The organism is Streptomyces sp. BF23-19 (genome assembly GCF_041106355.1).
In the GTDB taxonomy this organism is placed as follows: Bacteria; Actinomycetota; Actinomycetes; order Streptomycetales; family Streptomycetaceae; genus Streptomyces; species Streptomyces virginiae_A.
Genome location: NZ_JBGBPT010000017.1, coordinates 1 through 25,881, shown reverse-complemented (window position 1 = coordinate 25,881; position 25,881 = coordinate 1). Strand labels below are relative to the sequence as shown.

General features: G+C 72.2%; 22 protein-coding genes. 13 read left to right on the top strand and 9 right to left on the bottom strand.

Going from position 1 to position 25,881, the window contains the following annotated elements; all coding sequences use genetic code 11:
- Positions 1 to 9: 9 nt before the first annotated feature.
- On the bottom strand, positions 10 to 972 hold the full coding sequence (meaB, locus tag AB8A24_RS12560) for a methylmalonyl Co-A mutase-associated GTPase MeaB (RefSeq protein ID WP_266379813.1): 963 nt from the start codon (positions 970 to 972) through the stop codon (positions 10 to 12).
- Positions 973 to 1,079: 107 nt separating this feature from the next.
- Positions 1,080 to 2,279, bottom strand: coding sequence for an acetyl-CoA C-acetyltransferase (locus AB8A24_RS12555; RefSeq protein WP_030720841.1), 1,200 nt, complete (start codon positions 2,277 to 2,279; stop codon positions 1,080 to 1,082).
- A gap of 135 nt (positions 2,280 to 2,414) precedes the next feature.
- Between AB8A24_RS12555 and mce the strand changes: the two genes are divergently transcribed.
- The 7 genes from mce to AB8A24_RS12520 all read left to right on the top strand — a co-directional run bounded on the left by mce (position 2,415) and on the right by AB8A24_RS12520 (position 12,713).
- Positions 2,415 to 2,843, top strand: a complete 429-nt coding sequence (gene mce / locus AB8A24_RS12550) for a methylmalonyl-CoA epimerase (RefSeq protein ID WP_008738238.1) — start codon at positions 2,415 to 2,417, stop codon at positions 2,841 to 2,843.
- Positions 2,844 to 3,035: 192 nt separating this feature from the next.
- Positions 3,036 to 7,592, top strand: a complete 4,557-nt coding sequence (gene scy / locus AB8A24_RS12545; protein WP_328961624.1) for a polarized growth protein Scy — start codon at positions 3,036 to 3,038, stop codon at positions 7,590 to 7,592.
- A 195-nt stretch (positions 7,593 to 7,787) separates the two neighbouring features.
- Entirely contained in the window at positions 7,788 to 8,726 is a 939-nt protein-coding gene (locus AB8A24_RS12540) for a cellulose-binding protein (RefSeq protein WP_030386920.1), read from the top strand.
- Positions 8,727 to 8,828: 102 nt separating this feature from the next.
- Positions 8,829 to 9,824 (top strand): ABC transporter ATP-binding protein, encoded by a 996-nt coding sequence (locus AB8A24_RS12535; RefSeq protein WP_266379823.1) that lies wholly within the window; start codon positions 8,829 to 8,831, stop codon positions 9,822 to 9,824.
- A complete protein-coding gene (locus tag AB8A24_RS12530) occupies positions 9,824 to 10,597 on the top strand; it encodes an ABC transporter permease subunit (RefSeq protein ID WP_328965851.1) in 774 nt (257 codons plus the stop codon). Before AB8A24_RS12535 ends, AB8A24_RS12530 begins: the two co-directional genes overlap by 1 nt.
- Before the next feature lie 146 nt (positions 10,598 to 10,743).
- Positions 10,744 to 11,880 carry an ABC transporter ATP-binding protein gene (locus tag AB8A24_RS12525; protein WP_328961625.1) on the top strand — a complete coding sequence of 379 codons (1,137 nt, stop codon included), beginning with the start codon at positions 10,744 to 10,746 and terminating at the stop codon, positions 11,878 to 11,880.
- Positions 11,877 to 12,713 (top strand): ABC transporter permease, encoded by an 837-nt coding sequence (locus AB8A24_RS12520; RefSeq protein ID WP_328961626.1) that lies wholly within the window; start codon positions 11,877 to 11,879, stop codon positions 12,711 to 12,713. The genes AB8A24_RS12525 and AB8A24_RS12520 overlap by 4 nt, the downstream gene beginning before the upstream one ends.
- Before the next feature lie 29 nt (positions 12,714 to 12,742).
- Here AB8A24_RS12520 and AB8A24_RS12515 read toward each other — a convergent pair whose 3' ends face one another.
- Positions 12,743 to 13,069 (bottom strand): hypothetical protein, encoded by a 327-nt coding sequence (locus tag AB8A24_RS12515; RefSeq protein ID WP_030009607.1) that lies wholly within the window; start codon positions 13,067 to 13,069, stop codon positions 12,743 to 12,745.
- A 229-nt stretch (positions 13,070 to 13,298) separates the two neighbouring features.
- Between AB8A24_RS12515 and AB8A24_RS12510 the strand changes: the two genes are divergently transcribed.
- A complete protein-coding gene (locus AB8A24_RS12510) occupies positions 13,299 to 14,330 on the top strand; it encodes an LLM class flavin-dependent oxidoreductase (protein ID WP_369475566.1) in 1,032 nt (343 codons plus the stop codon).
- A gap of 94 nt (positions 14,331 to 14,424) precedes the next feature.
- Here AB8A24_RS12510 and AB8A24_RS12505 read toward each other — a convergent pair whose 3' ends face one another.
- On the bottom strand, positions 14,425 to 14,817 hold the full coding sequence (locus AB8A24_RS12505; protein ID WP_328961628.1) for an SCO5389 family protein: 393 nt from the start codon (positions 14,815 to 14,817) through the stop codon (positions 14,425 to 14,427).
- Positions 14,818 to 15,037: 220 nt separating this feature from the next.
- Here AB8A24_RS12505 and nucS point away from each other — a divergent pair, with 220 nt between their 5' ends.
- Positions 15,038 to 15,709 (top strand): endonuclease NucS, encoded by a 672-nt coding sequence (gene nucS / locus AB8A24_RS12500; protein WP_189743080.1) that lies wholly within the window; start codon positions 15,038 to 15,040, stop codon positions 15,707 to 15,709.
- Positions 15,710 to 15,764: 55 nt separating this feature from the next.
- Here the strand turns inward: nucS and AB8A24_RS12495 are convergent, their stop codons facing one another.
- The 4 genes from AB8A24_RS12495 to AB8A24_RS12480 all read right to left on the bottom strand — a co-directional run bounded on the left by AB8A24_RS12495 (position 15,765) and on the right by AB8A24_RS12480 (position 20,520).
- The gene (locus AB8A24_RS12495) at positions 15,765 to 18,284 is read right to left on the bottom strand and encodes an ATP-binding protein (protein ID WP_369475563.1); all 2,520 of its coding nucleotides are present in this window, start codon (positions 18,282 to 18,284) and stop codon (positions 15,765 to 15,767) included.
- A 192-nt stretch (positions 18,285 to 18,476) separates the two neighbouring features.
- Positions 18,477 to 18,800 carry an STAS domain-containing protein gene (locus AB8A24_RS12490; RefSeq protein WP_030764081.1) on the bottom strand — a complete coding sequence of 108 codons (324 nt, stop codon included), beginning with the start codon at positions 18,798 to 18,800 and terminating at the stop codon, positions 18,477 to 18,479.
- Between the two features lie 175 nt (positions 18,801 to 18,975).
- The gene (locus AB8A24_RS12485; RefSeq protein ID WP_266379839.1) at positions 18,976 to 19,824 is read right to left on the bottom strand and encodes a 3-hydroxyacyl-CoA dehydrogenase family protein; all 849 of its coding nucleotides are present in this window, start codon (positions 19,822 to 19,824) and stop codon (positions 18,976 to 18,978) included.
- Positions 19,825 to 19,980: 156 nt separating this feature from the next.
- Positions 19,981 to 20,520 carry a hypothetical protein gene (locus tag AB8A24_RS12480; RefSeq protein WP_369475560.1) on the bottom strand — a complete coding sequence of 180 codons (540 nt, stop codon included), beginning with the start codon at positions 20,518 to 20,520 and terminating at the stop codon, positions 19,981 to 19,983.
- Positions 20,521 to 20,619: 99 nt separating this feature from the next.
- Between AB8A24_RS12480 and AB8A24_RS12475 the strand changes: the two genes are divergently transcribed.
- Positions 20,620 to 21,192 (top strand): cob(I)yrinic acid a,c-diamide adenosyltransferase, encoded by a 573-nt coding sequence (locus AB8A24_RS12475; protein WP_033218852.1) that lies wholly within the window; start codon positions 20,620 to 20,622, stop codon positions 21,190 to 21,192.
- A 54-nt stretch (positions 21,193 to 21,246) separates the two neighbouring features.
- Here AB8A24_RS12475 and AB8A24_RS12470 read toward each other — a convergent pair whose 3' ends face one another.
- Complete coding sequence (locus tag AB8A24_RS12470; RefSeq protein WP_328961632.1) at positions 21,247 to 21,825, bottom strand: hypothetical protein; 579 nt, start codon at positions 21,823 to 21,825, stop codon at positions 21,247 to 21,249.
- A 163-nt stretch (positions 21,826 to 21,988) separates the two neighbouring features.
- Here AB8A24_RS12470 and AB8A24_RS12465 point away from each other — a divergent pair, with 163 nt between their 5' ends.
- The 3 genes from AB8A24_RS12465 to AB8A24_RS12455 all read left to right on the top strand — a co-directional run bounded on the left by AB8A24_RS12465 (position 21,989) and on the right by AB8A24_RS12455 (position 25,849).
- Complete coding sequence (locus tag AB8A24_RS12465; protein ID WP_328961633.1) at positions 21,989 to 23,173, top strand: histidine kinase; 1,185 nt, start codon at positions 21,989 to 21,991, stop codon at positions 23,171 to 23,173.
- Positions 23,170 to 23,823: a response regulator transcription factor gene (locus AB8A24_RS12460; RefSeq protein WP_266379849.1), complete on the top strand. Its 654-nt coding sequence runs from the start codon at positions 23,170 to 23,172 to the stop codon at positions 23,821 to 23,823. Before AB8A24_RS12465 ends, AB8A24_RS12460 begins: the two co-directional genes overlap by 4 nt.
- A gap of 172 nt (positions 23,824 to 23,995) precedes the next feature.
- Positions 23,996 to 25,849, top strand: a complete 1,854-nt coding sequence (locus AB8A24_RS12455; protein ID WP_369475556.1) for a glycosyl hydrolase family 18 protein — start codon at positions 23,996 to 23,998, stop codon at positions 25,847 to 25,849.
- The last annotated feature ends 32 nt before the right edge of the window (positions 25,850 to 25,881 follow it).

Below are 25,881 nucleotides of genomic sequence, written 5' to 3'. Positions count from 1 at the left end.
GGCGGGGGCTCAGGCCTCCGTCAGCGTCGCCAGCAGCGCGTCCGCCGCCGCGTACGGGTCCAGCTCGCCCACGGCCACCCGGGCGGCCAGCGCGTCCAGGTGCGCGTCGCCGTGCACGTCCGCCATCCGTGCCCGCAACGCGGTGACGGCGATCGTCTCGACCTCCCGGGCCGCCCGGGTGGCCCGCCGCTGGGCCAGCACGCCCCGCTCGTCCATCCACGCCCGGTGCTTCTCCAGCGCCTCGACCAGCTCGTCGATGCCCTGGCCGCGGGCCGCGACCGTCTTGACGATCGGCGGCCGCCAGTCGTCCCGACCCCGGGCCTCGCCCAGGCCCAGCATGTGGTTCAGCTCCCGGGCGGTGGCGTCCGCGCCGTCCCGGTCCGCCTTGTTGACCACGTAGACGTCGCCGATCTCCAGGATGCCCGCCTTCGCGGCCTGGATCCCGTCGCCCATCCCGGGGGCCAGCAGCACCACCGAGGTGTCGGCCTGCGAGGCGATCTCCACCTCCGACTGCCCGACCCCGACCGTCTCGACCAGGATCACCTCGCAGCCGGCCGCGTCCAGCACCCGGATCGCCTGCGGCGCGGCCCAGGCCAGGCCGCCCAGGTGGCCGCGCGTGGCCATGGAGCGGATGTAGACCCCCGGGTCCGAGGCGTGGTCCGACATCCGTACCCGGTCGCCGAGCAGCGCCCCGCCCGAGAAGGGCGAGGACGGGTCCACGGCCAGGACGCCGACCCGCTTGCCGGCCTTGCGGTACGCGGAGACGAGCGCCGAGGTCGAGGTCGACTTGCCGACACCCGGCGACCCCGTCAGCCCCACCACGTACGCCCCGCCCGTCAGCGGGGCCAGCGCGGCCATCACCTCGCGCAGCTGCGGGGACGCGCCCTCGACCAGCGAGATCAGCCGGGCCACCGCTCTCGGCCGGCCCTCACGGGCCTGGGCCACCAGCTGGGGGACGTCCACCGCCGTCATACGTGCTGCGCTCCTCGGTTCTCGTACGGGATGCGTGAGGGCCGCCAGGCCCGGGATGAGGTGGCCGCCGGGCGCCCGTATTCGGGGCCCCGGCGGCCTGGCTCCGCCTACTTGGCGACGCGGACGATCAGCGCGTCGCCCTGGCCGCCGCCGCCGCACAGCGCGGCCGCGCCGACGCCGCCGCCACGGCGCTTCAGCTCCAGCGCCAGGTGCAGCACCACACGGGCTCCGGACATGCCGATCGGGTGCCCCAGGGCGATGGCGCCACCGTTGACGTTCACCTTTTCCGGGGTCACGCCGAGGTCCTTCATTGACTGCACGGCGACCGCCGCGAAGGCCTCGTTGATCTCGATGAGGTCCAGGTCGGAGACCTCCAGGCCCTCCTTCTTCAGGGCGTGCAGGATCGCGTTCGACGGCTGCGACTGGAGCGAGTTGTCGGGGCCGGCCACGTTGCCGTGGGCGCCGATCTCGGCGATCCACTCCAGGCCGAGCTCCTCGGCCTTCGCCTTGCTCATCACGACCACGGCGGCGGCGCCGTCGCTGATCTGGGAGGAGGTGCCGGCGGTGATCGTGCCGTCCTTGGCGAAGGCCGGACGCAGCTTGCCGAGGGACTCGGCGGTGGTCTCGGGACGGATGCCCTCGTCCGTCGAGAAGATCACCGGGTCGCCCTTGCGCTGCGGGATCTCCACGGGGACGATCTCGGCCTCGAAGACGCCGTTCTTCTGCGCGGCCGCGGCCCGCTGGTGCGAGGCGGCGGCGAACTCGTCCTGCGGGGCGCGCTCGATGCCCAGGCGGGTGTTGTGCTTCTCGGTGGACTCGCCCATCGCGATGTTCTCGAAGGCGTCGGTGAGGCCGTCGTAGGCCATCGCGTCCAGCATCTCGACGGCGCCGTACTTGTAGCCCTCGCGGGACTTGGGCAGCAGGTGCGGGGCGTTGGTCATGGACTCCTGACCGCCCGCGACCACGATGTCGAACTCGCCGGCGCGGATCAGCTGGTCGGCCAGCGCGATCGCGTCCAGGCCCGAGAGGCACACCTTGTTGATCGTGAGGGCGGGCACGTTCATCGGAATGCCGGCCTTGACCGCCGCCTGGCGGGCGGGGATCTGGCCCGCGCCGGCCTGCAGCACCTGGCCCATGATCACGTACTGCACCTGGTCGCCGGAGATCCCGGCCCGGTCCAGCGCGGACTTGATGGCGAAGCCGCCGAGGTCGGCACCGGAGAAGGACTTCAGCGAGCCGAGCAGCCGTCCCATGGGCGTGCGGGCCCCGGCGACGATCACAGAAGTGGTGTTGTTCGATCCGGACATGAGGCACAGCCCCTTGGATGAGGAGTGAACGAGGGTTTACGTGAATGTACTGGGCGGTACCTCAGCGGTCACCGGGGTGCCGGTGTGATCGCGCGCACGTTGCGTGACGACCCCCTTCGGCGGTGCACTGTCACCATGCTGACAAGAATCGACCACATCGGGATCGCCTGCTTCGACCTGGACAAGACTGTCGAGTTCTACCGTGCCACGTACGGCTTCGAGGTGTTCCACTCCGAGGTCAACGAGGAGCAGGGTGTCCGCGAGGCCATGTTGAAGATCAACGAGACGTCCGACGGCGGCGCCTCGTACCTCCAGCTCCTGGAGCCCACCCGCGAGGACTCCGCCGTCGGCAAATGGCTGGCCAAGAACGGCGAGGGCGTCCACCACATCGCCTTCGGCACCGAGGACGTCCAGGGGGACTCCGAGGCCATCCGCGGCAAGGGCGTCCGCGTCCTCTACGACCAGCCCCGCACGGGATCCATGGGGTCCTCCATCACCTTCCTGCACCCCAAGGACTGCCACGGCGTCCTCACCGAACTGGTCACCTCGAACCCCGAGCACTGACGGACCACTGATGGCCCGATTCCCCGGCCGGTAGAGTGGCCATGGCTCGGCCGGGGTTCGGTGCGGAGACGGGGTCGGGGCCTGTGATCCCTGCCCCGGTATCTGACACCATTCCCCCGGGGGCGTCGTTCAGCGGGCGAGCGATGCTCATTGGGAGTGAGCTTGCGACCAGGGGACGGATGGGACCGCGCTGTGCGGGGCTACGAAAGCCAGGAGAGCCATCAGGCCGAGGCCGACCATCTCTCGCGCTTCGAGGCCGAGATGGAGCGGCTGAAGAAGGAGCGCGGGAAGGCCGTCCAGCACGCTGAAGACCTGGGATACCAGGTCGAGGTGCTGCGCGCCAAGCTTCACGAGGTACGACGCGCGCTGGCGTCCCGCCCCGCCTACGACGGCGCGGACATGGGCTACCAGGCGGAGCAGCTGCTCCGTAATGCCCAGATCCAGGCCGACCAGTTGCGTTCGGACGCCGAGCGCGAGCTTCGTGACGCCCGGGCCCAGACCCAGCGCATCCTCCAGGAGCACGCCGAGCACCAGGCGCGCCTGCAGGCCGAGCTGCACGCCGAGGCCGTCAACCGCCGTCAGCGCCTGGACCAGGAGCTGGGCGAGCGGCGCCAGACCGTCGAGGCCCACGTCAACGAGAACGTGGCCTGGGCCGAGCAGTTGCGGGCCCGTACCGAGGCCCAGGCGCGCCGGCTCATGGAGGAGTCCCGCGCCGAGGCCGAGCAGTCCCTGAACGCCGCCCGCGCCGAGGCCGCCCGGGTCGCCGAGGAGACCCGGCGCCGGATGGCCGCGGACGCCGAGGCCGCCCGCGGGGAGGCCGAGGCCACCCTGCTGCGCGCCCGCAAGGAGGCCGAGCGGCTGCTGACCGCCGCCTCCTCGCAGGCCCAGGAGGCCAGCGAGCACGCGGAGCGGCTGCGCTCCACCACCACCGCCGAGGCCGAGCACACCCGTCAGCAGACCCTGGACCTGGGCCGGCTGGCCGAATCCCGGGTGCAGGAGGCCGATGCCGCGCTGCGCGAGGCCCGCGCCGAGGCGGAGAAGCTCCTCGCCGAGGCCAAGGAGAGCTCCACCCGGCAGCTCGCGTCGGCGGAATCCGTCAACGAGCAGCGCACCCGCACCGCCAAGGAGCAGGTCGCCCGGCTGGTCGGCGAGGCCACCAAGGAGGCCGAGGCCCTCAAGGCGGAGGCCGAGCAGGCCCTGGCCGACGCCCGCGCGGACGCCGAGCGGCAGCGCACCGAGGCCGGGCAGCAGGCCCGTACGGCCGCGGCCGAGGACATGGCGGCCCAGCTGGCGAAGGCCGCCCGCACGGCCGAGGACGTACTGAACAAGGCCTCGGAGGACGCCCGGGCCACCACCCGGGCCGCGTCCGAGGAGGCCGAGCGGATCCGTCACGAGGCGGAGGCCGAGGCCGACCGGCTGCGCCTGCAGGCGGCGACCACGGCCGACGAGCTCAAGGGCGCCGCGAAGGACGACACCGAGGAGTACCGGGCCCGCACGGTCGAGCTCCAGTCGGAGGCCCGACGGCTGCGCGGCGAGGCCGAGCAGCTGCGCGCCGAGGCCGTCGCCGAGGGCGAGCGGATCCGCGGCGAGGCCCGCCGCGAGGCCGTCCAGCAGATCGAGGAGGCGGCCCGGACCGCCGAGGAGCTGCTGGGCAAGGCCAAGGCGGACGCGGACGAGCTGCGCGGCGGCGCGACCGCCGAGAGCGAGCGGGTGCGCGCCGAGGCCGTCGAGCGGGCCGGCACCCTGCGCAAGCAGGCCGAGGAGACCCTGGAGCGGACCCGCGCGGAGGCCGAACGGCTGCGCGCCGAGGCCGAGGAGCAGGCCGAGGGCGTACGCGCCGAGGCCGACGCCGCGGCGGTCGCCCGGCGCCAGGAGACCGAGCAGGCGCTGGCCGCCAAGCGCGCGGAGGCCGACGAGGAGCTCGTACGGCTGCACACGGAGGCCGAGACCCGGCTGACGACGGCCGAGCAGACGCTGCGGGACGCCCGCGGCGCGGCGGAGAACATCCGCCGGGAGACCACGGAGGAGAACGACCGGCTGCGCGCCGAGTCGGCGGAGCGGATCCGCACCCTGCAGACGCAGGCGGAGACCGAGGCCGACCAGCTGCGCACCGATGCGGCGCAGGACGCCGGCCGGGTGCGCGCCGAGGCCGAGCAGTCCGCCGTGCGGCTGCGCGGTGAGGCCGAGGCCGAGGCGGAGCGGGTGCGCTCCGAGGCCCAGGAGACCGCGGACCGGCTGCGCGCGGAGGCCAAGGCCGCGGCCGAGCGGGTCGCCGAGGAGGCCGCGGAGGCGCTGGCCGCCGCGCAGGAGGAGGCCGCCCGGCGCCGCCGGGAGGCGGAGGAGACCCTGGCGTCGGCGCGGACCGACGCGGACAGCGAGCGGGCCCAGGCCCGCGAGCAGAGCGAGGAACTGCTGGCGCAGGCCCGCAAGCGCTCCGAGGAGGCACAGGCCGAGGCGGTCTGGCTGACCGAGGAGGCCGAACGGCGCGCGTCGGAGGTCGTGTCGGCGGCGGAGGCCACCGCCCAGCAGGTACGGGACTCCGTGGCCGGGCTGCACGAGCAGGCCGAGGAGGAGATCACCGGGCTGCGCAGCGCCGCCGAGCACGCGGCGGAGCGTACGAAGTCGGAGGCCGAGGAAGAGGCCGGCCGGGTCCGCGGCGACGCCTACGCGGAACGGGAGCGGGCCACCGAGGACGCCAACCGGATCCGCAGCGAGGCGCGGGCCGAGACGGACGCGGCGAAGGCGCTGGCGGAGCGCACGGTCGCCGAGGCCATCGCCGAGGCCGAGCAGCTGCGCGGCGACACCGCCGAGTACGCGCAGCGCCTGCGTACGGAGGCCACGGACGCGCTGGCCGCCTCCGAGCGGGACGCGGCCCGGACCCGGGCCGACGCCCGGGACGACGCGAACCGGATCCGCGGCGAGGCGGCGGAGTCCTTGGAGGCCGCCCGCGCCGAGGGCGCCCGGATCACGGCCGAGGCGACGGCGGAGGCCGAGCGGCTCACCGAGGAGACCCTGGCGGCGAACGCGGCCACCGTCGACGAAGCGAAGGCCGAGGCCGAGCGGATCACCACCGAGGCGGCCGAGATCGCCGAGGCCAGTCGCATCGAGGCCGCGGGCATCCTGGACGAGGCACGGGCCGAGGGCAACCGGCTGCGTACCGAGGCCGCGGAGCAGGTCGACCGGCTCATCACCCAGGCCTCCGCGGAGGCCGACCGGCTCACCGAGGAGACCCGCGCCGCGAACGCGGCCACCGTGGGCGAGGCGACGGTGGAGGCCGAGCGGCTCACCACCGCGGCGACCCGGCTCAAGACGCAGGCGGCCGAGACCCTGGCGAGCGCCGAGCGCGACGCCGCGCGGATCATGGTCGACTCGCGTGCCGAGGGCGACCGTCTGATCGACGAGACCCGTGTGGCCAACGAGGCCACCGTCGCCGAGGCGGCGGCGGAGGCCGACCGGGTACGCGCCGAGGCGGCCAAGGTGCTGGACGACGCCCGCGCGGAGGGCGGCCGGATCATCGGCGAGGCCACCGCCGAGGCGGACCGGGTCACGGTCGCGGCGAACGAGACGCTGGCGGGCGCCGAGCGCGACGCCGAGCAGACGCTGGACGAGGCGCGCGCCGAGGCGAACCGGCTGCGTACCGAGGCGGCCGAGCAGGCGGACCGGCTCGTCACGGAGGCCGTGTCCGAGACGGAGAAGCTCACCGAGCAGACCCGCAAGGACAACGAGCGCACCCTCGGCGAGGCGGCCGGCGAGGCGGAGCGGCTGCGCGCCGACGCGTCGGAGGCGCTGTCCTCGGCGCAGGAGCACGCGACCCGCACCCGGTCGGAGGCCGAGCGGGTCAAGGCGCAGGCCGCGGCCGCGGCGGAGCGCACCCGCGCCGAGGCCCGTACCGAGTCCGAGCGGCTGCTGGACGAGGCGCGCGAGGCGGCCAACAAGCGCCGCAGCGAGGCCGCGGAGCAGGTCGACCGGCTCATCACGGAGGCCTCGGCGGAGGCCGAGAAGCTCACGTCCGATGCGCAGAAGCAGGCCCTCGCCGCCACCACGGCGGCCGAGGAGCAGGCCGACGCGATGGTCGACGCGGCCCGCAAGGAGGCCGTGCGGATCACCTCGGAGGCCACCGTCGAGGGCAACTCCATGGTGGAGAAGGCCCGTACGGACGCGGACGAGCTGCTGGTCGGCGCGCGCACGGACGCGGCCGCCATAAGAGAACGGGCGGAGGAGCTGCGCGGCCGTGTCGAGGGCGAGGTCGAGGAGCTGCACGAGCGGGCCCGCCGGGAGTCGGCCGAGCAGATGAAGTCGGCCGGCGAGCGCGTGGACAAGCTGGTGCGCGCGGCGACGGAGCAGAGCGTCGAGGCCGAGGCGAAGGCCAAGGAGCTCGTGTCGGACGCGAGCAGCGAGGCGAGCAAGGTGCGCATCGCCGCGGTCCGCAAGGCGGAGGCGCTGCTCAAGGAGGCCGAGCAGAAGAAGGCGGAGCTTGCTCGGGTGGCCGAGAGCGCCCTGGCGGAGGCCAAGGCGGAGGCCGAGCGCCTCGTCGAGGAGGGCCGCCGCGAGCTGGAGGTCCTCGTCCGCAGGCGGCAGGACATTCAGGGGGAGATCTCCCGTGTCCAGGACGTTCTTGAGGCGTTGGAATCATTCGAGGCGCCCTCGGGTGGCGGAAAGCCCACGGTCGGCGGCCAGGGCGCGGGGGGTGCCAAGGCCGGAGTGTCCGCAGGCTCCACTCGTTCGGGTGGCAAGTCGTCGGAGGGGTAGCCAAATACTCCGAGGTGTGTGCACCTGATGGAGGTTCAGGCGAACGGGTGACAAGCATTCCGCTGTCTTGCCACTCAAAAGGGGTGTCATTGTCCAGATCAAACGCGGATTGACTCGATGACACGCCGTCTGGGCGCCTAGGATTCCTCTAACACCTCACGTAGCACCTCATCGGTCTCATTCGACAGGAACCCCATGAGCGACACTTCCTCCCCCTTCGGCTTCGAGCTCGTGCGGCGTGGTTACGACCGTGGTCAGGTGGACGACCGCATTACCAAGCTGGTCTCCGACCGCGACAGCGCCCTTGGACGTATCAACTCTCTGGAAAAGCGGATCGAGGAGTTGCACCTCGAGACGCAGAACGCCCAGGCCCAGGTGAACGACGCCGAGCCGTCGTACGCCGGCCTCGGCGCCCGGGTCGAGAAGATCCTGCGGCTGGCCGAGGAGGAGGCGAAGGACCTGCGCGAGGAGGCCCGTCGCGCGGCCGAGCAGCACCGTGAGCTCGCCGAGTCGGCCGCCCAGCAGGTGCGCAACGACGCCGAGTCGTTCGCCGCCGACCGCAAGTCGAAGGCGGAGGACGAGGGCGTCCGCATCGTCGAGAAGGCCAAGGGCGACGCTTCGACCCTGCGCGCCGAGGCGCAGAAGGACGCGGCCTCCAAGCGCGAGGAGGCCGACGCCCTCTTCGAGGAGACCCGCGCCAAGGCCGCCCAGGCCGCCGCGGACTTCGAGACCAACCTGGCCAAGCGCCGCGAGCAGTCCGAGCGCGACCTGGCCTCCCGCCAGGCCAAGGCCGAGAAGCGTCTCGCGGAGATCGAGCACCGCGCCGAGCAGCTGCGCCTGGAGGCCGAGAAGCTGCGTACGGACGCGGAGCGCCGGGCCCGTCAGACCGTGGAGACCGCGCAGCGCCAGGCCGAGGACATCGTGGCCGACGCCAACGCCAAGGCGGACCGCATCCGCAGCGAGTCCGAGCGCGAGCTGGCGGCGCTCACCAACCGCCGCGACTCGATCAACGCGCAGCTGACCAACGTCCGCGAGATGCTGGCGACGCTCACCGGTGCGGCCGTCGCGGCGGCCAACCCGATCGTGGACGACGAGCCCGTCACCCGCGGCGTCCCGGCACAGCAGAGCCGCTGATTACCGACGGGTAGCACACGGCACCCGTCGTGCGCCCGATCGAGGGCCCTATGTCACCCTTTTGAGGTGGCGTAGGGCCCTCGGGCGTTCTAGCGTGTCCGCATGATCGAGCTTGAGGGCCTTACCAAACGATTCGGCACGACGACTGCCGTGGACCACCTCAGCTTCCAGATCCGACCGGGGGTGGTGACCGGCTTCCTGGGCCCGAACGGCGCGGGCAAGTCGACGACGATGCGCATGATGCTCGACCTCGACAACCCGACCAGCGGCACGGTCCGGGTGTACGGGAAGCACTACCGTGACCTGTCGGAGCCGCTGAAGCACGTCGGGGCGCTGCTGGACGCGAAGGCCATGCACGGTGGCCGAAGTGCGTACAACAACCTTCTCTGCCTGGCCCAGTCGAACCGCATCCCGCGGCAGCGGGTGGACGAGGTGCTGGACCTGGTCGGCCTGACGGCCGTGGCGAAGAAGAAGTCCAAAGGATTTTCGCTCGGAATGAGCCAACGGCTGGGAATCGCCTCCGCATTGCTGGGCGATCCGGAAATCCTGATGTTCGACGAGCCGGTCAACGGCCTTGATCCCGAGGGAATTCTCTGGATCCGCAATCTGATGAAGGGTCTGGCGGCGGAGGGAAGGACGATCTTCGTCTCCTCCCACCTGATGAGCGAAATGGCGCTGACCGCAGACCATCTGGTCGTCATCGGGCAGGGAAAGCTGCTGGCAGACCTGCCGATGGCCGATTTCATCCAGCAGAACTCGCGCAGCTACGTACGGCTGCGCTCGCCGCAGCAGGAGCGGCTGAAGGACCTCCTGCACGAGGCCGGGATCAACGCGGTGAGCGTTCCCGCGACCGGAACCCTGGAGATCGACGGCGCGAGTGCGGAGCAGCTCGGCGAGCTGGCCGCCCAGCACCAGATCGTGCTGCACGAACTCAGCCCGCAACGGGCATCACTGGAGGAAGCGTTCATGCGGATGACGGCGGACTCCGTCGAGTACCACGCCCACGCACCGGGCATGGCCTCCGACAATCCGGCCCGGCCGGCCGACGTCCCCGCCTGGGGCGCCGGCTTCGAGGCGACCCGCAAGGCCGGTGAGTGATCATGGCCTTCACCGCCGTCCTGCAGTCCGAGTGGACCAAGATCCGCACGGTCGCCTCCACCAGCTGGACCCTCGCCCTCGTCTTCCTCGTCACCGTCGGGTTCGCCGCGCTGTTCAGCGCCACGTTCGACCCGGACAGCCTGCCGGCGGCTCAGCGGGCCACCTTCGACCCCACGGCGATGAGCCTCGGTTCGATGCAGCTCGGACAACTGGCCATGATCGTCTTCGGTGTGCTGGTCGTGAGCACCGAATACAGCACGGGCATGATCCGCACCTCGCTGGCCGCCGTACCCCGCCGGGAGCACTTCCTGCTCGGCAAGATGGCGGTGGCGACGGCCCTGGCCCTGATCGTGGGACTGCTGACCAGCTTCGTGTCGTTCTTCCTCACCCAGGCGCTGCTCGGTGACCTCGGCATCGGCATCGGCGAGGAGCACGTGCTGCGCGCCGTGACCGGCGCCGGACTGTACCTGGCGCTGCTGGCCCTCTTCTGCATGGGCGTGGCCGCCATGCTGCGCAGCTCGGTCGCCGCGATCAGCGTCCTGGTCCCGTTCTTCCTGATCGTCTCGAACCTGCTCGTCGGTTTCGACGCGACCCGGACGGTCGGCCAGTACCTGCCGAGCAACGCCGGTGGAAGGATCATGCAGGTCGTGCCCAACGCGTTCGATGCCCCCGACACCCCCTACGGCCCGTGGGGCGGCTTCGGGATCATGGTCCTCTGGACGCTGGCCGCGGTACTCGGGGGCTACGCCGTCCTCCGCAAGAGGGACGCCTGACCTCCTGCCCGCGTACTACGGGTGATCCCCGGGTCGGGCTCAGGGGCAGCTCAGGGATCCGGCCCGGGACGGAACCGCAGGAACCTCGTTATCCTCTTAACCCTTACGCGGGCGAAAGTCGTCCCGGCCTGGTAAGGGGCAGCAAGATGATCGAGGCAGTCGGCCTGACCAAGCGCTTCGGCGCCAAGACCGCCGTCGACCAGCTGTCCTTCCAGGTCAAGCCGGGTCACGTCACCGGCTTCCTGGGGCCCAACGGCTCCGGGAAGTCCACCACCATGCGCATGATCGTCGGTCTGGACCGGCCCACGTCCGGTCATGTCACGATCAACGGCCAACCCTTCCGGGAGCTGCCGAACGCCCAGCGGCACGTGGGGGCCCTGCTCGACGCGAAGGCCGTGCACGGCGGCCGCCGGGCCCGCACCCACCTGCTCTCCATCGCCCAGCTCTCCGGGATCCCGGAGAAGCGGGTGGACGAGGTGCTGGCCGTGGTCGGCCTCCAGGACGCCGCCCGGCAGCGCACGAAGGGCTTCTCGCTCGGTATGGGCCAGCGGCTCGGCATCGCCACCGCGCTGCTCGGCGACCCGCAGGTGCTGCTGTTCGACGAGCCGGTCAACGGGCTCGACCCCGAGGGCATCCTCTGGGTCCGCAACCTCATGCGCCGGCTCGCCTCCGAGGGCCGCACCGTCTTCGTCTCCTCGCACCTGATGAGCGAGATGGCGTTGACCGCCGACCACCTGATCGTGATCGGCCGGGGGCGGCTGCTGGCCGACATGGGCACCCAGGAGTTCATCGCGCACAACTCGGCCGGATTCGCTCGGGTGCGGACGGCCGACACCGATCCAGATGGCCGGGACACGCTGGGTAAGGCCCTCACCAAAGCGGGCGGGCGGGTCCTCCAGGAGCCCGACGGAGCACTGCGTGTGACCGGGCTGGACCTGCCGCGCATCTCCGACCTCGCGCACGAGGCGGGCGTACGGCTGTGGGAGCTGGCACCGCACCGGGCCTCACTGGAGGAGGCGTACATGCGGATGACGCAGTCCACCGTCGAGTACACCTCCACCGACGACCCGCGGGCCGAGCTGTGGGAGCCTGAGCCGCTCTCCCTCCCTGCCTGGGAGGACGAGGCGGAGGCGCAGACGGCTCCCGAGGTCCCGCAGACCGGCTTCTACGCGCCCCCGCCGCCCGGCGCGGGCGGGCAGCCCTTCCTGATGCCCGCCAAGCCGGGCGAGCTCGCGAGCACCACCAGGAACACCACCCCGCGCACCCCCGAGGACACCCGATGACCCCGACGACCACGACGGCGGAGCAGTCCGGGAACTACAGCTCTCCCCTCGCCACGCCGCGGCCGCACCTGGGGCACGCCATGGCCTCGGAGTGGACCAAGCTGGTCTCGCTCCGCTCCACCCTGTGGACGCTGGGTTCGCTCGTGCTGACCGTGGTCGGCGTCGGTCTGACCGTCGTCGTGCAGACCACGGACGTGGACTACACGCAGATCAACTTCACCACGCCCGCGCTCATCGGCCTGCTGGTCGGCCAGCTGGCGGTGATCGTCCTCGGGGTGCTGACCATCAGCTCGGAGCACGGCACCGGGCTGGTGCGGACCACCTTCACGGCCGCCCCGGACCGGTACCGGGTGCTCACCGCCAAGTACCTCGTCTTCAGCATGGTGGCCTTCGCCATCACCGCGCTGTCGGTCTTCGTGGTCGGGGTCACCGCGGCGGTCATGCGCGGGGGCACCGCGTCCGGCCCGCACGCGGCCGGCGAATGGTTCGGGGCGCTGCTCGGCTGCGGCTACGTCACCCTGCTCGGCGTGCTGGCGCTCGCGATCGGCGCGCTGGTGCGGCACTCGGCCGGGGCGATCGCCGTGATGCTGGGCCTGGTCACGCTGCCGCCGGTGATAGGGGCCATGCTCAGCATGTGGGAGGCGGTCGCGTTCGCCGGCGGGCTCATCCTGCGCCACAACGTACCGGTGGCGCTGATGACGCTGTTCGGCCTGCCGCAGGGCGGCGACGTGGGCCCGGAACCGACCACCCTCTCGCACCTGATGCTCATCGTGCTGGTCACCGGCGGCGCGGTGATCGCCTCCTACGTGATCGTCGGCCGCCGGGACGTGTAGGCCTCCCGTCCGGATCGGCCTCGGACCGGTCAGTACCGGGGAGCGTTACGGGACCGCTGCACCTTCGAGGTGCGGCGGTCCTTCGCGTTCCAGCAGGCCTTGTGCCAGTGCCGGCGGTCGTCCACGCCGCCGTACTCGGGCCAGGCCACCAGGTGCGGGGTACCGGAGGGGATCTCCTGGTCGCAGCCGGGGCAGCGGTAGCGCTTGCCCGCCGCGCTCGCGCCGGCCACGTGCCGGACCTTCCAGTCCTCCCCCTGGTACTCCTCCGTGCGCTCCAGCCCGTAGCGGTCGAGGCCGGTGCTGGGGCGTTCGTCCGGGGTCTCGCCGCCCCTGGGGCGGTTGTTGCGCGGTGACACGTATACCTCACGGATGGGCGGACGGCAGTGACTTTCTTCCAGACTACGCGCAGCGAGGCCTGGTACCCGCAGGGTTGCCGATGAAGGCGGTCGCGCGAAGAGGAATGGCCCGACAATCCCAATAACTTTCCTGTCAGCCCGTGCCTTTGGCACGTGTCAGACGTTGTTGCCATAGGAAGAACCGGTCCACCTGGGGGAGGCCGCGTCAGCCGCGAGGAGGATGAAGGCGATGCGCGTAGGAGCGTTTGTACTGGCGGCCCAGTTCCCGGGCCAGGGACAGGGAGAGGCACTGCACCGGGCGGTGCGGACCGCCGAGGTGGCCGAGGAGGCCGGACTCGACTCGGTGTGGCTCGCCGAGCACCACTTCGTCCCGTACGGGGTCTGCCCCTCGGCGGTGACCCTGGCGGCCCTGCTGCTGGGCCGGACCCGGCGGCTGCGGGTGGGCACCGCGGTGAGCGTGCTGCCGAGCACGCACCCGGTGGCGCTCGGGGAACAGGCGGCCCTGCTGCACGTGACCTCGGGCGGCAGGTTCACCCTCGGGGTGGGCCGCGGCGGGCCGTGGGTGGACCTGGAGGTCTTCGGGGGCGGTCTGGACAGTTACGAGAACGGCTTCCCGGAGGCCCTGGACCTGCTGCGGCGCTGGCTGACGGAGGCCCGGGTCGGGGCTTGTGGCGAGCGGTACGAATTCCGCGAGGTGGCCGTCGTACCGCGCCCCTCGGAGGCCCTGGACGGGGACACGGCGGGGCCCGAGGTCATCGTGGCCTGTACCTCTCCGGCCTCGGTCCGGATGGCCGCGGAGCGGGGGCTGCCGATGCTCCTCGGGATGCACTGCGGGGACGAGAGCAAGGCCGAGATGGTCGCGCTGTGGCGCAGCACGGCGCTGGCGGCGGGTCACTCGCGCGAACGCGTGGAGGGCGCGGGACACGTCTCGGCCGGGGTGTGCCAGATCGCCGACCGTACGGCGGACGCGCGCGAGACCCTGCTGAAGGCGATGCCGAGCTGGCTCAAGCAGGGCCTCGACGCGCATGTGACGGTGGACGGCCGGGCGCGCGCGATGCGGGATCCGGTCGCCTACACGGAACTGCTCTGCGACCTGCACCCGGTGGGCACCCCGGAGGTGGCGGCGGACCGGCTGGCGGCCACGTCGGCACGGACGGGCATCACGCGCTTCGCCCTCGTGACGGAGGGCTCCGGAGATCTCGCCGCGACGGAGGAGAACGTACGACGACTCGGCGCCGAGGTCCTTCCCCGTCTCGGCTGAGATCTGCCGGTCCTACCTGGGCCGTTTCCTTCGGATCACGCCGGTGGACCCGGACATGATCCGAAAGAGGCGGCCAGGACACGGCCGTGCGGGCCTAGCAGTCCCGCAGCTCGGACGACTGGTTGAGCAGCTGACCGCGGATCGAAGTGAACTTGGCCAGCCGGTCGTCCACCGAGGGATCCAGCGGGAAGACCGCCACCCGGTGACAGTTCTGGAATGCCAGGCGCACTCCGAAGTGCCGCTGCAGCGCACCGCGTATCGCGTCACTCGCGAGGGCGCGCAGCAGCTGCCCTCGCGCCTGCTCGTCCGGCGGCGGCGTCTGGTTGTCGGCGAACTGTCCGCCGTCCACCTTCAGCTGAGCCACCAGCGAGCTGATCATCTCCCACGCGAAGGGCAGGGAGGTCCGGACGCAGTCGACGAAAGCGGCTTCGTCGACCTCGCCTCGCTCGGCCTGTTCGAGTAGGGCCGGTGAGACGTCGAGCGACATGGGTTCTCCTCTCGCGACCCCGGCTGTTCGGGTTGCCGGAGTCTTACGGGCAGGGAAGGAGGTCGCGACGCAGAGTGCACGCTCGACAACCTCCCGCTCACCACGGTAGGCGTCCCATCGGTGACGCACCAGGAGAATGCGCATACAACGCGCCATCGGCGAACGGGGCTTTCAGGGGCGAATCGCGTGAAGGCCTTCTCGTCGAGTAGCGTTGCCGACCATGCGTCTCGTCATTGCCCGCTGCTCCGTCGACTACGCGGGCCGGCTCACCGCCCATCTGCCCTCGGCACCCCGTCTGATCCTCGTGAAGGCTGACGGCAGTGTCTCGATCCACGCGGACGACCGAGCGTACAAACCGCTCAACTGGATGTCGCCGCCGTGCACCCTCAAGGAGGGGAGCGGCGATGAGGCCAACATCTGGACGGTCATCAACAAGGCGGGCGAGAAGCTCATCATCACCATGGAGGAAGTCCTCCACGACTCCTCCCACGAGCTGGGCACCGACCCGGGGCTCATCAAGGACGGCGTCGAGGCACACCTCCAGGAACTCCTGGCGGACCGCATCGAAACGCTGGGCGAGGGCTACACGCTGATCCGGCGCGAGTACATGACGGCGATCGGCCCGGTGGACATCCTGTGCCGGGACGCGTCGGGCGCGACGGTGGCCGTGGAGATCAAGCGCCGGGGTGAGATCGACGGTGTCGAGCAGCTGACGCGCTACCTCGAACTCCTCAACCGCGACCCGCACCTGGCCCCGGTCCGGGGCATCTTCGCGGCCCAGGAGATCAAGCCTCAGGCGAAGGTCCTGGCGACGGACCGCGGCATGGACTGCGTGGTCCTGGACTACAACGCGCTGCGCGGCATCGAGGACGACAAGCTCCGCCTGTTCTGATCCTCCGCTCCACCCCGCACCTCGGCTCCGTCCCTCGGGACGGGGCCGTCGTCGTTCAGCCGCCGGTGACCGGTGAGCCGGCCGGGGTGGTGGTCCCCGTCTGGGTGGTGGTCGCCGAAGGCGACGGCGTGACGGTCTCCGTCACGGTGGGCGTGGGCTGGGCACTGGTCGGCGGGGGCGAAACGGCCGTCGGCGGCGCGGAGTTCGGCGGCGTCGAGGACGGGCGGCGCGACGGGGTCCGGGCGGGGCTGCGGCCCGGGGTCGGGGCGGCGCTCTGGCCGGGCTCCGGGGTCTCGGCCGGCGGGGCCGATACGGGCGGTTCCGGCGCAGGATCGTTCCCGCTGGTGACCGCGGTCGTGTCGGGCGCCGTGACCGTGGGGCCGGAGGTCACCGCCGGGCCCTGCGCCGGCGGCGCGCTGTCCGAGGAGCTCAGCGCGAGGCTGACGACCGTGCCCAGCGCCACCACGGTCAACGCGCCCGCGCCGGCCAGCAGCACGAGCCGGCGACGGCCGGCGGCCGGGGCGGGTGCCGCGGCGGGACGGGGGGCGGTGGGCGGCGCGGGCTTCGGATTCAGCGGGAAGGCGTCCTCGAAGACCTCGGACAGCGTGGTGGGCGTCTCCGAGCGGGCGGTCACCGGCACGACCGGGGTCATCCGGGTCACCGCCTCGGCGGAGACCGGGACCGCCGGAGCCACCGGGGGCACCCGGGTCGTGGACGCCTCGGAGGCCGCCCGGGAGGCCGGGGCGGACGCGGAGGACGGGGCCACCCGCGGTGCGGCGGCGCCAGGGCCGGCCGGGGTCGCCGGGGTGGCCACCGTCACGGCCTCGGCACCCGCCGCCAGGACAGCCGGTGCCGGTGCCAGGGCGGCCGGTGCCGGTGCCTCCAGCCGCAGCGGGGGTGACGCGGCCGCCCCCGCCGTCTCCCGGTCGACGACCAGCGCCAGCGCCCGACGTCCCGCGACGGTGCCCCGCTTGTCCGCCAGGGCGCCGCGCAGCCCGATCGAGGTCTCCAGCTCGGCCCGCGCCCGGTCCAGGCGCTCCTCGCACAGGGCCAGCACGCCGAGTTCGTGGTGGAAGTACGCCTGTTCGGCGACCTCGCCGGCCTTGCGCGCGGCCTCCGCTCCCGAGCGCAGCACCCGCTCCCAGGCCTCCCAGTGCAGCGAGGCCGCGAACGCCGGAGCCGCCGTGCGCGCCAACAGCACCGCCGCGACGACGTCCGCGCCGGCCAGCGCCGCGAGCACCGCGTCCGCCTCCGCCGCGACCCGCTCCGGGACCACCGAGGCGTGCCCGGTCCACCAGGCGTAGTGCCGGGCGGCCGTACGGGCCTCCTCCGAGGCGGTGTCCCCGTACCCGACCTCCTCCAGCTGCCGGGCGACGCCCGCGGCCAGCCGGTACCGGGTCCCGACGGGCGTCAGCAGCCCGCAGGCCAGCAGCTCCGCCACCGCCGTGTCGGCGTGGGTGTCCCCCACCAGCGCGGGCAGGTGCGCGTGGTGCGGCAGCTCGCCGCCCAGCGCGCACGCGATCCGCAGGGCCGCGCGCGCCGACTCGCTGACCCGCGAGGCGAGCAGCTCCGCCGGGGCGGCACCTTCGGCGAGGGTCGGCAGCGGCACGTGCACGGCGTCGCGGGGGCGTTCCTCGAAGACGCCGGGCTCCTCCTCCTCGTCGTCCTCGTCGCTGTGGTTGAGCTCGTCCCGCTGCCGCAGCAGCGCGGCGGCCTGTACGAAGCGCAGGGGCAGCCCCTCGGAGGCGAAGCGCAGGTCCCCCGCCCAGGCGATCTCCTCGTCCGTCAACGGCCGTCCGACGCCCGCTTCCAGCAGTTCCAGGCAGTCGGCCTTGCCCAGCCCACCGAGGAAGACCTCCTCGATGTGCGAGTCGTCGGAGGGAGCGCGGGTGTCGGGGGTCGCTGCCAGCAGGTAGGCGCATTCGGGGGTGGCGCGCATCAGTTCGTCGAGGGCGGTCCCGCCCATCTCCAGGTCGTCCAGGAGGACGACGGCGCCTATCTCCCGTACGCGGGCCAGGAGCTCGACCCGGCCGGGGCGCTCCCGCTCGGCCTCGTACACGGTCGTGTAGAGGGCGTGGAGCAGTTCCCCGGGCTGCTGCTGCCCGTATCCGCTGAGCCGTACGACGCCGTCGGGCGCCAGGCCCGCGCACCGGTCGGCGACCGCGTCGAGCAGGGCGCTACGGCCGGATCCCGAGGGCCCGGTCAGCCGTACGGACCGACCCCGGCCCAGCAGCCGGACGAGCCGCTCCCGCTCCTCCTCGCGCGCCGGCAGGGGGCGGGCGGGGACGGCGGGGCCCGGCAGTACGGGCGGCCGTGCGGCGGCGGTGCGGGCCGCGCGGGCGGCCGCGTCGCGCTTGGCGGGGCTGGCCGGCTCGGTGCCGGGGCGCAGCGGTTCGATCTCGCTGCCGTCGACCGGGTTCACGGTGAGGGCGAACCCGCCCGCGGTCAGGCTGACGACCCGCGCGGGTCCGACCGCCGCGGGTGTCGCGGGTGTCGCGGGCGCGGTGGGTGCCGCGGGCGCGGAGCCGCCCGTGGGCTGCTCGTGCTGCTCGGTCTGCCCCTGTGTACGGTCCATGACCCAGTCCCCCGATCGCGGGCCGCGCGCCTCGCCGTCGTACCTCCCGGCCGTCGCGCACCCGCTGTCGCTACCGGTCCGGTTTCCGCCCGAACCCTAGACCGTGGCCGGTCGTGCGGGAAACCGCAGGGGTGCGATCACCACCGGACCGTTACGTTTCCGCAGGGAATGCGAAGGTCAGCGGCTTGTCGGTCAGACGCGGGGCAGGGACTCGGCTTCCAGGCCGCCCTCGATCGCGAGGATCCGGTGCAGCCGGGTCGCGACGAGCAGCCGCTGCATCTGCGGGGGCACGCCGCGCAGGACCAGGCGGCGGCCGGTCCGGCCGGCCCGGCGGTGCGCTCCCATGATCACGCCGAGGCCGGTCGCGTCCCAGGAGTCGAGCCCGGTGAGGTCGAGGACGAGATCCCCCTGCCCGTCGTCGAGGGCGGAGTGGAGGGCCGTACGGGCGTCCGCCGCGCTGCGCACGTCGAGGCGGCCCCCGACTGCGAGTTCGGCGTGGTCGCCCCTGATGTGCATGTGTACTCCCGGCGGTACTGCGTACGTATGGTCCGACTGGTCCGTGGTCGGCAACTCTCACTGCAACTGACTGCCGCACGGGCAGGGAAGTTGCCGACCGTGAGCGAACCGATACCTAATTCACCCTGGGGGGTGACGGCATTCGAACGGTGGTGCTCCGTGGCAGGGCCAGGCCTCAGTGCTTGTAGAAGCCCTGGCCGCTCTTGCGGCCGATGTCCCCGGCGTCCACCATCCGCCGCATGAGCTCCGGCGGGGCGAACTTCTCGTCCTGGGACTCGGTGTAGATGTTGCTGGTGGCGTGCAGCAGGATGTCGACGCCCGTGAGGTCGGCGGTGGCCAGCGGGCCCATCGCGTGCCCGAAGCCGAGCTTGCAGGCGATGTCGATGTCCTCGGCGGAGGCCACGCCCGATTCGTACAGCTTCGCGGCCTCGACGACCAGCGCGGAGATCAGACGGGTCGTCACGAAACCGGCGACGTCGCGGTTGACGACGATGCAGGTCTTGCCGACGGACTCGGCGAACGCACGGGTGGTCGCGAGGGTTTCGTCGCTCGTCTTGTAGCCGCGCACGAGCTCGCACAGCTGCATCATCGGGACGGGCGAGAAGAAGTGCGCGCCGACGACCCGCTCCGGACGCTCCGTCACGGCCGCGATCTTCGTGATCGGGATGGCGGAGGTGTTGGAGGCGAGGATCGTGTCCTCGCGGACGATCTTGTCCAGGGCGCGGAAGATCTCGTGCTTGATCTCGATCTTCTCGAAGGCGGCCTCGACCACGATGTCGACATCGGCGACCGCGTCGAGGTCCGTGGTGGTGGTGATGCGCGCGAGCGCCGCCTGGGCGTCCTCGGCCGTCAGCTTGCCCTTGGAGACGAACTTGTCGTAGGAGGCCTTGATTCCGTCCGTGCCACGGGTCAGCGCGGCCTCGGTGACATCGCGGAGTACGACGTCCCAACCCGCCTGAGCGGAGACCTGCGCGATTCCGGAACCCATCAGTCCGGCACCGATGACGGCGAGCTTCCCAGCCACTACACACCCCTCGTTTCCATACGGCACAGTCACGTAGCCACTCCGGCGGAGACTAGCGCCCGGGCGGTGCGGTGTGACCGTGAAGTAACACGCGTCACGTCTCAGATGACGGACATCACACCGGTACGGCCCAGCAACCCTCCCCCGCCGTCCAGTTCACCCGTCCTCGTCCCCGGCGTACCTCTCGGCCAGTGCGCGCAGCCGCTTCAGCTCCTTGCGCGCGGCGCCGAGGTGGCCGATCTCGACGGCCATGGCGCCGCGTCCCGCGAGGTGGAGGGCGTCCGCCCGGGCCTGTTCGTCCGCCTCCGGGCGCGCGCAGATCTCCCGCCGCAGGCGGTGGATCTGCCACAGGATCCGGCCCGCGGTGGAGACCTTCGCCTCCCCGGGCGGGAGCTGTGCGCGCAGCATGTCCTTGGCGTAGTCCCAGACCCTCGCCTCGTGCTCGACGGCGGTCGGCTCGCCCGGGTGGTGCGGGTGGCCCGCCCAACGGGCAGCGTGTTCGCGCAGGTCGTCGATGCGGTCCAGGGCCTCCCCCAGGCGCCCGGCGGCCACGGCCGCACGCCCGGCCCGGGCGCTCTCGGCCGATGCACGGAGGGCGGCCGGGCCGTCCGCGTGCCGGGTGGCGAGGAAGCCCGCCAGGAGATCGATCTGCTGGGCGGCCTCGGCGAGCCGCCAGATGTAGTACACGTCGGCCACTTCGCCGCTCCCCTCCGGGGCCACGGCCCCACCGGACCGTACGTGAGCAGCGGCGACCTCGCCCGGAATTTCCCCCGCGGGCCCGTCTACCCTGGCCGCATGGTGAACCTCACGCGCATCTACACCCGTACCGGCGACCAGGGCACGACCGCCCTCGGCGACATGAGCCGCACCGCCAAGACCGACCTGCGGATCTCCGCGTACGCCGACGCCAACGAGGCCAACGCGGCCATCGGGACGGCGATCGCGCTCGGCGGGCTGTCGGCGGACGTGGTGAAGGTCCTGGTCCGCGTGCAGAACGACCTCTTCGACGTCGGCGCCGACCTGTGCACCCCGGTGGTCGAGAACCCGCAGTACCCGCCGCTGCGCGTGGAGCAGTTCTACGTGGACAAGCTGGAGGCGGACTGCGACCACTTCCTGGAGCAGGTGGAGAAGCTGCGCAGCTTCATCCTCCCCGGCGGCACCCCCGGCGCGGCCCTGCTGCACCAGGCCTGCACGGTGGTCCGGCGCGCCGAGCGTTCGACGTGGGCGGCGCTGGAGGTGCACGGCGAGGTGATGAACCCGCTGACCGCCACCTACCTCAACCGGCTCTCCGACCTCCTGTTCATCCTGGCCCGGGTGGCCAACAAGGAGGTCGGGGACGTTCTGTGGGTGCCGGGCGGCGAGCGCTAGGCCGTCTCTTTCGGATCTTGTCGGTCGAGCAGGGCCTGACCGACAAGACACTCCCTAGCGCTCGGTCCGGGCGCGCGGCCGTTCCCCGGCGACGTCCGGGACGGCCGGGGCCTTGCTCGGCCAGATCGTGTACCCCAGGGCGACCAGGGCGTGGATCCCGACCGCCCGCAGGGCGCCGGACTGCCAGCCCTGGAGCGAGCTGACGTCGCCCGCGTCGCCCACGTACCAGATCGCCACCTGCAGCAGCGTCAGGGCGACCGCGGCGGCGATCACCGTACGGACCCAGAGCTTCCACTCGTGCAGGGCCCGCGCCTTCCCGTACCCGGGACCCACCGGCTTCGGTCCTCCGGCCAGCCGGTACGCGGCGTGCCCGTCGAGCCACTTGATCGTGTAGTGGCCGTAGGCGACGGTGTAGCCGATGTACAGGGCGGCCAGTCCGTGCTTCCAGTCCGGCTCGGCGCCGTTCTTGAGGTCGAGCGTGGTGACGACCAGCAGGACCAGCTCCATCATGGGCTCGCACAGCAGGACCGCCGCCCCCAGCCTGGGCATCTTCGCGAGGTAGCGCAGGGCCAGGCCGGCCGCCAGCAGTACCCAGAAGCCGACCTCACAGGCGATGATCAGCGCGACGATCATGGGACTCTCCGTCCGCTCGGGTTCTCCGTTCCCTCCCAGACTCCCGTCCGGCCGGGCCCGATACGTCGTCGCCATTGACCATGTGGGCCTGCATCGTTCGATGTACCCGCACCTCGGCCTCTCCGCCGACGTGCGGGGCCCACGCACCCTGTTGGATGGGAACGTGACCGAGAAAAGCCTGCGCCCCCACCGTGACGACGTCTTCCTCGCGGTGGTCAGCACGGCCGCCGGCCTGGCCTTCTGGTCGCTCGGGGTCTACAGCAGCCCCGGCCGGGGCTTCCTGCCGGCCTGGGCGGCCCTGGTCCCCCTCGTGGCCCTCGGCGCGATGGAGCTGCTGCGCCGCACCAAGCCGAATCTGACCCTGGCCGTCGGCACCGTCGGGGTGGTCGCCGACCAGTTCACGGTCGGCAGCCTCGCCACCGTCGTGATCTTCACCGACCTGATGTACGCCGCCGTCGTGTACGGGAAACCGGCCATGGCCCGGCGGCTCCCGATCAGCACCGGCCTGATCACCCTCGTGGTCACCATCGCCTCGCTGGCCTGGCTGCGCACCCCGCAGGCCCTGCTGATCGGTGCGATCACCGGCATCGTGAGCTTCGGCCCGGCCCTGACCGGCGCCACCCTGCGCAACCATCGCGAGGCCGCCGAGGCGGCCCGGCTGCGCGCCGAGCAGACCGCGCTGCTGGCCGAGATGGACCGTAGTCAGGCCGTGGCCGCCGAGCGCGCCCGGATGGCCCGGGAGCTGCACGACATGGTGGCCAACCACCTCTCCGCCATCGCCATCCACTCCACCGCCGCGCTCTCCATCGACACGGCCGCGACCAGCCGGGACGCGCTCGGGGTGATCCGCGAGAACAGCGTGCAGGGGCTGGCCGAAATGCGCCGGCTGATCGGGCTGCTGCGGGATGCCGGCGGCGACAAGGAGCCGGTCGCCGTGCCCTCGTTGGACGGCTTGGACGCCCTGCTCGGGCAGGCCAGGACCAACGGCTCGGCGAGCGGGCTGACGTTCGTGCTCCACGACGACCGGACCTCGGGTGAGCCGGCGGCGGCGCCGGTGGAGCTGGCCGCGTACCGGATCGTCCAGGAGTCGCTGACCAACGCCCTCAAGCACGCCGCCCCGGGCACGGTCACGGTCCGCGTGGCGCACACCGACGGGCTGCTGACCGTAGGGGTGGACTCGCCCTTCGGGGACCGGCCGGGCCCGCGCGCCCCGGGTTCGGGGGCCGGGCTGATCGGCATGCGGGAGCGGACGGAGCTGCTGGGCGGACAGTTCACGGCGGGGCGGTCCGGTGCGGTGTGGCAGGTGCGGGCGACACTGCCCGCGGAGGAGAAAGCGGTGGAGGCATGACCATTCGGGTGGTGGTGGCGGAGGATCAGGGCGCGGTCCGGGCCGGGCTGGTGCTCATCCTGCGCAGCGCGGGCGACATCGAGGTGGTGGGCGAGGCGGCCGACGGGGAGGAGGCGGTGCGCCTGGCCCGGGAGCTACGGCCGGATCTCGTCCTCATGGACGTGCAGATGCCCCGGCTCGACGGGGTGTCCGCGACCCGACAGGTGGTCTCGGAGGGGCTGGCGGACGTCCTGGTGCTGACCACCTTCGACCTCGACGAATACGTCTTCGGGGCGCTGCGGGCGGGGGCCGCGGGCTTCCTGCTGAAGAACGCGGACGCCGCGGAGCTGATCGAGGCGGTACGGACCGTCGCGCGCGGCGAGGGGCTGATCTCCCCGGCGGTGACCCGCAGGCTGATCGCGGAGTTCGCGGCGCCCCGCCCGACGCGGCCGGCCCCGGCGCCGGAGCGGGCCGCGGCGGTCGCCTCCCTCACCCGGCGGGAGCGGGAGGTGCTGAGCGCCCTGGGCGAAGGCCTGTCGAACGCGGAGATCGCGGTGCGCCTGGAGATGGCGGAGGCGACGGCCAAGACGCACGTCAGCAGGCTGCTGGGCAAGCTGGAGCTGCGCAGCAGACTCCAAGCGGCCGTGCTGGCACAGGAATTGGGGATATAGGCGGGTCGGCGCGCACCGGTCTGGACCTCTTGACGGTTGGTCCAGACCTTTCTACGCTCGCCGCAACACTGTGGTGAGCGTGCCATGACAAAGCGTGCTCACGGGCGGCGCAGGTCCCACCCCCATGTCGTAGTCGTCCCCACGACCGCGACGGACCTACGGAGGATCACCCTTGAGCACAGCATCCCCACCCCGCACCAGGCGCTCCCGGTTCTTCAGCCGAGTCGCGGCGATCGTGGCCGCACTCGCCCTGCCCGTCACCGGCCTCGTCGCCCTGGCCGGCCCGGCCCAGGCAGCCGCCTCCGCGACGGCGACGTACACCAAGGTCTCCGACTGGGGCTCCGGCTTCGAGGGCAAGTGGGTGGTGAAGAACACCGGCACCACCACCCTCAGCAGCTGGACCGTGGAGTGGGACTACCCGGCGGGCACTTCGGTCACCTCGGCCTGGGACGCCACCGTCACCAGTTCGGGCACCCACTGGACCGCCAAGAACCTCGGCTGGAACGGCACCCTCGCCCCCGGCGCCACCGCCTCCTTCGGCTTCAACGGCGCCGGCGGCGGCGCCCCGAGCGGCTGCAAGATCAACGGCGCCTCCTGCGACGGCGGCACCCAGCCCGGCGACACTCCCCCCACGGCTCCCGGCACCCCCACCGCGAGCAACATCGCCGACACCTCGCTCACCCTGGCCTGGACCCCGGCCACCGACGACAAGGGCGTCAAGAACTACGACGTCTACCGGGGCTCCGACAAGATCGCCACGGTCACCGGGACCGGCTACGCCGACTCCGGCCTGACCAAGGGCACGACGTACACGTACAGCGTCACCGCCCGCGACACCATCGACCAGACCGGCCCCTCCTCCGGCTCGGCGACGGTGACGACGACCGGCGGGGTCATCCCCCCGGACCCGGGCGACAAGGTCAAGCTCGGCTACTTCACCAACTGGGGCGTCTACGGCCGCAACTACCACGTGAAGAACCTGGTCACCTCCGGCACCGCGGGCAAGATCACCCACATCAACTACGCCTTCGGCAACGTCCAGAACGGCCAGTGCACCATCGGTGACGCCTACGCCGACTACGACAAGGCCTACACCGCCGACCAGAGCGTCGACGGCGTCGCCGACACCTGGGACCAGCCGCTGCGCGGCAACTTCAACCAGCTGCGCAAGCTGAAGAAGGCCTACCCGAACATCAAGATCCTGTGGTCCTTCGGCGGCTGGACCTGGTCCGGCGGCTTCCCGCAGGCCGCCGCCAACCCGACCGCCTTCGCCCAGTCCTGCTACAACCTGGTCGAGGACCCGCGCTGGGCCGACGTCTTCGACGGCATCGACCTGGACTGGGAGTACCCGAACGCCTGCGGCCTGTCCTGCGACACCAGCGGAGCGGCCGCCTTCAAGAACCTCATGCAGGCCGTGAAGGCCAGGTTCGGCGCGAACAACCTGGTCACCGCGGCCATCACCGCCGACGCCTCGGACGGCGGCAAGATCGACAAGGCCGACTACGCGGGCGCCGCGCAGTACACCGACTTCTACAACGTCATGACGTACGACTTCTTCGGGGCCTGGGCGGCCCAGGGCCCCACGGCCCCGCACTCCCCGCTGACCTCGTACGCCGGCATCCCGCAGGCCGGCTTCAACTCGGCGGACGCCATCGCCAAGCTCAAGGCCAAGGGCGTCCCCGGCTCGAAGCTCAACCTCGGCATCGGCTTCTACGGCCGCGGCTGGACCGGAGTGACCCAGGCGGCCCCCGGCGGCACCGCCACCGGACCGGCGCCCGGCACGTACGAGCAGGGCATCGAGGACTACAAGGTGCTCAAGAACAGCTGCCCGGCCACGGGCACCGTCGCCGGCACCGCCTACGCCAAGTGCGGCAGCAACTGGTGGAGCTACGACACCCCCGCCACCATCGCCGGGAAGATGACCTGGGCCAAGCAGCAAGGCCTCAGGGGAGCCTTCTACTGGGAGTTCAGCGGCGACACCACCAACGGTGAGCTCGCGAACGCGGTCCACACCGGGCTGCGGTAAAGACCGAAGCCGGGGAGACGGGTCCGCCCCCG

What these genes read in the sequence shown, in the direction of transcription:
- AB8A24_RS12535 (WP_266379823.1), top strand. Translation starts at nt 8,829, where the DNA reads ATGATCGAGCTTGAGGGCCTTACCAAACGATTCGGCACGACGACTGCC.
- AB8A24_RS12475 (WP_033218852.1), top strand. Translation starts at nt 20,620, where the DNA reads ATGGTGAACCTCACGCGCATCTACACCCGTACCGGCGACCAGGGCACG.
- nucS (WP_189743080.1), top strand. Translation starts at nt 15,038, where the DNA reads ATGCGTCTCGTCATTGCCCGCTGCTCCGTCGACTACGCGGGCCGGCTC.
- AB8A24_RS12470 (WP_328961632.1), bottom strand. Translation starts at nt 21,825, where the DNA reads ATGATCGTCGCGCTGATCATCGCCTGTGAGGTCGGCTTCTGGGTACTG.
- mce (WP_008738238.1), top strand. Translation starts at nt 2,415, where the DNA reads ATGCTGACAAGAATCGACCACATCGGGATCGCCTGCTTCGACCTGGAC.
- AB8A24_RS12525 (WP_328961625.1), top strand. Translation starts at nt 10,744, where the DNA reads ATGATCGAGGCAGTCGGCCTGACCAAGCGCTTCGGCGCCAAGACCGCC.
- AB8A24_RS12490 (WP_030764081.1), bottom strand. Translation starts at nt 18,800, where the DNA reads ATGCACATCAGGGGCGACCACGCCGAACTCGCAGTCGGGGGCCGCCTC.
- meaB (WP_266379813.1), bottom strand. Translation starts at nt 972, where the DNA reads ATGACGGCGGTGGACGTCCCCCAGCTGGTGGCCCAGGCCCGTGAGGGC.
- AB8A24_RS12495 (WP_369475563.1), bottom strand. Translation starts at nt 18,284, where the DNA reads ATGGACCGTACACAGGGGCAGACCGAGCAGCACGAGCAGCCCACGGGC.
- AB8A24_RS12505 (WP_328961628.1), bottom strand. Translation starts at nt 14,817, where the DNA reads ATGTCGCTCGACGTCTCACCGGCCCTACTCGAACAGGCCGAGCGAGGC.
- AB8A24_RS12520 (WP_328961626.1), top strand. Translation starts at nt 11,877, where the DNA reads ATGACCCCGACGACCACGACGGCGGAGCAGTCCGGGAACTACAGCTCT.
- AB8A24_RS12555 (WP_030720841.1), bottom strand. Translation starts at nt 2,279, where the DNA reads ATGTCCGGATCGAACAACACCACTTCTGTGATCGTCGCCGGGGCCCGC.
- AB8A24_RS12460 (WP_266379849.1), top strand. Translation starts at nt 23,170, where the DNA reads ATGACCATTCGGGTGGTGGTGGCGGAGGATCAGGGCGCGGTCCGGGCC.
- AB8A24_RS12540 (WP_030386920.1), top strand. Translation starts at nt 7,788, where the DNA reads ATGAGCGACACTTCCTCCCCCTTCGGCTTCGAGCTCGTGCGGCGTGGT.
- AB8A24_RS12510 (WP_369475566.1), top strand. Translation starts at nt 13,299, where the DNA reads ATGCGCGTAGGAGCGTTTGTACTGGCGGCCCAGTTCCCGGGCCAGGGA.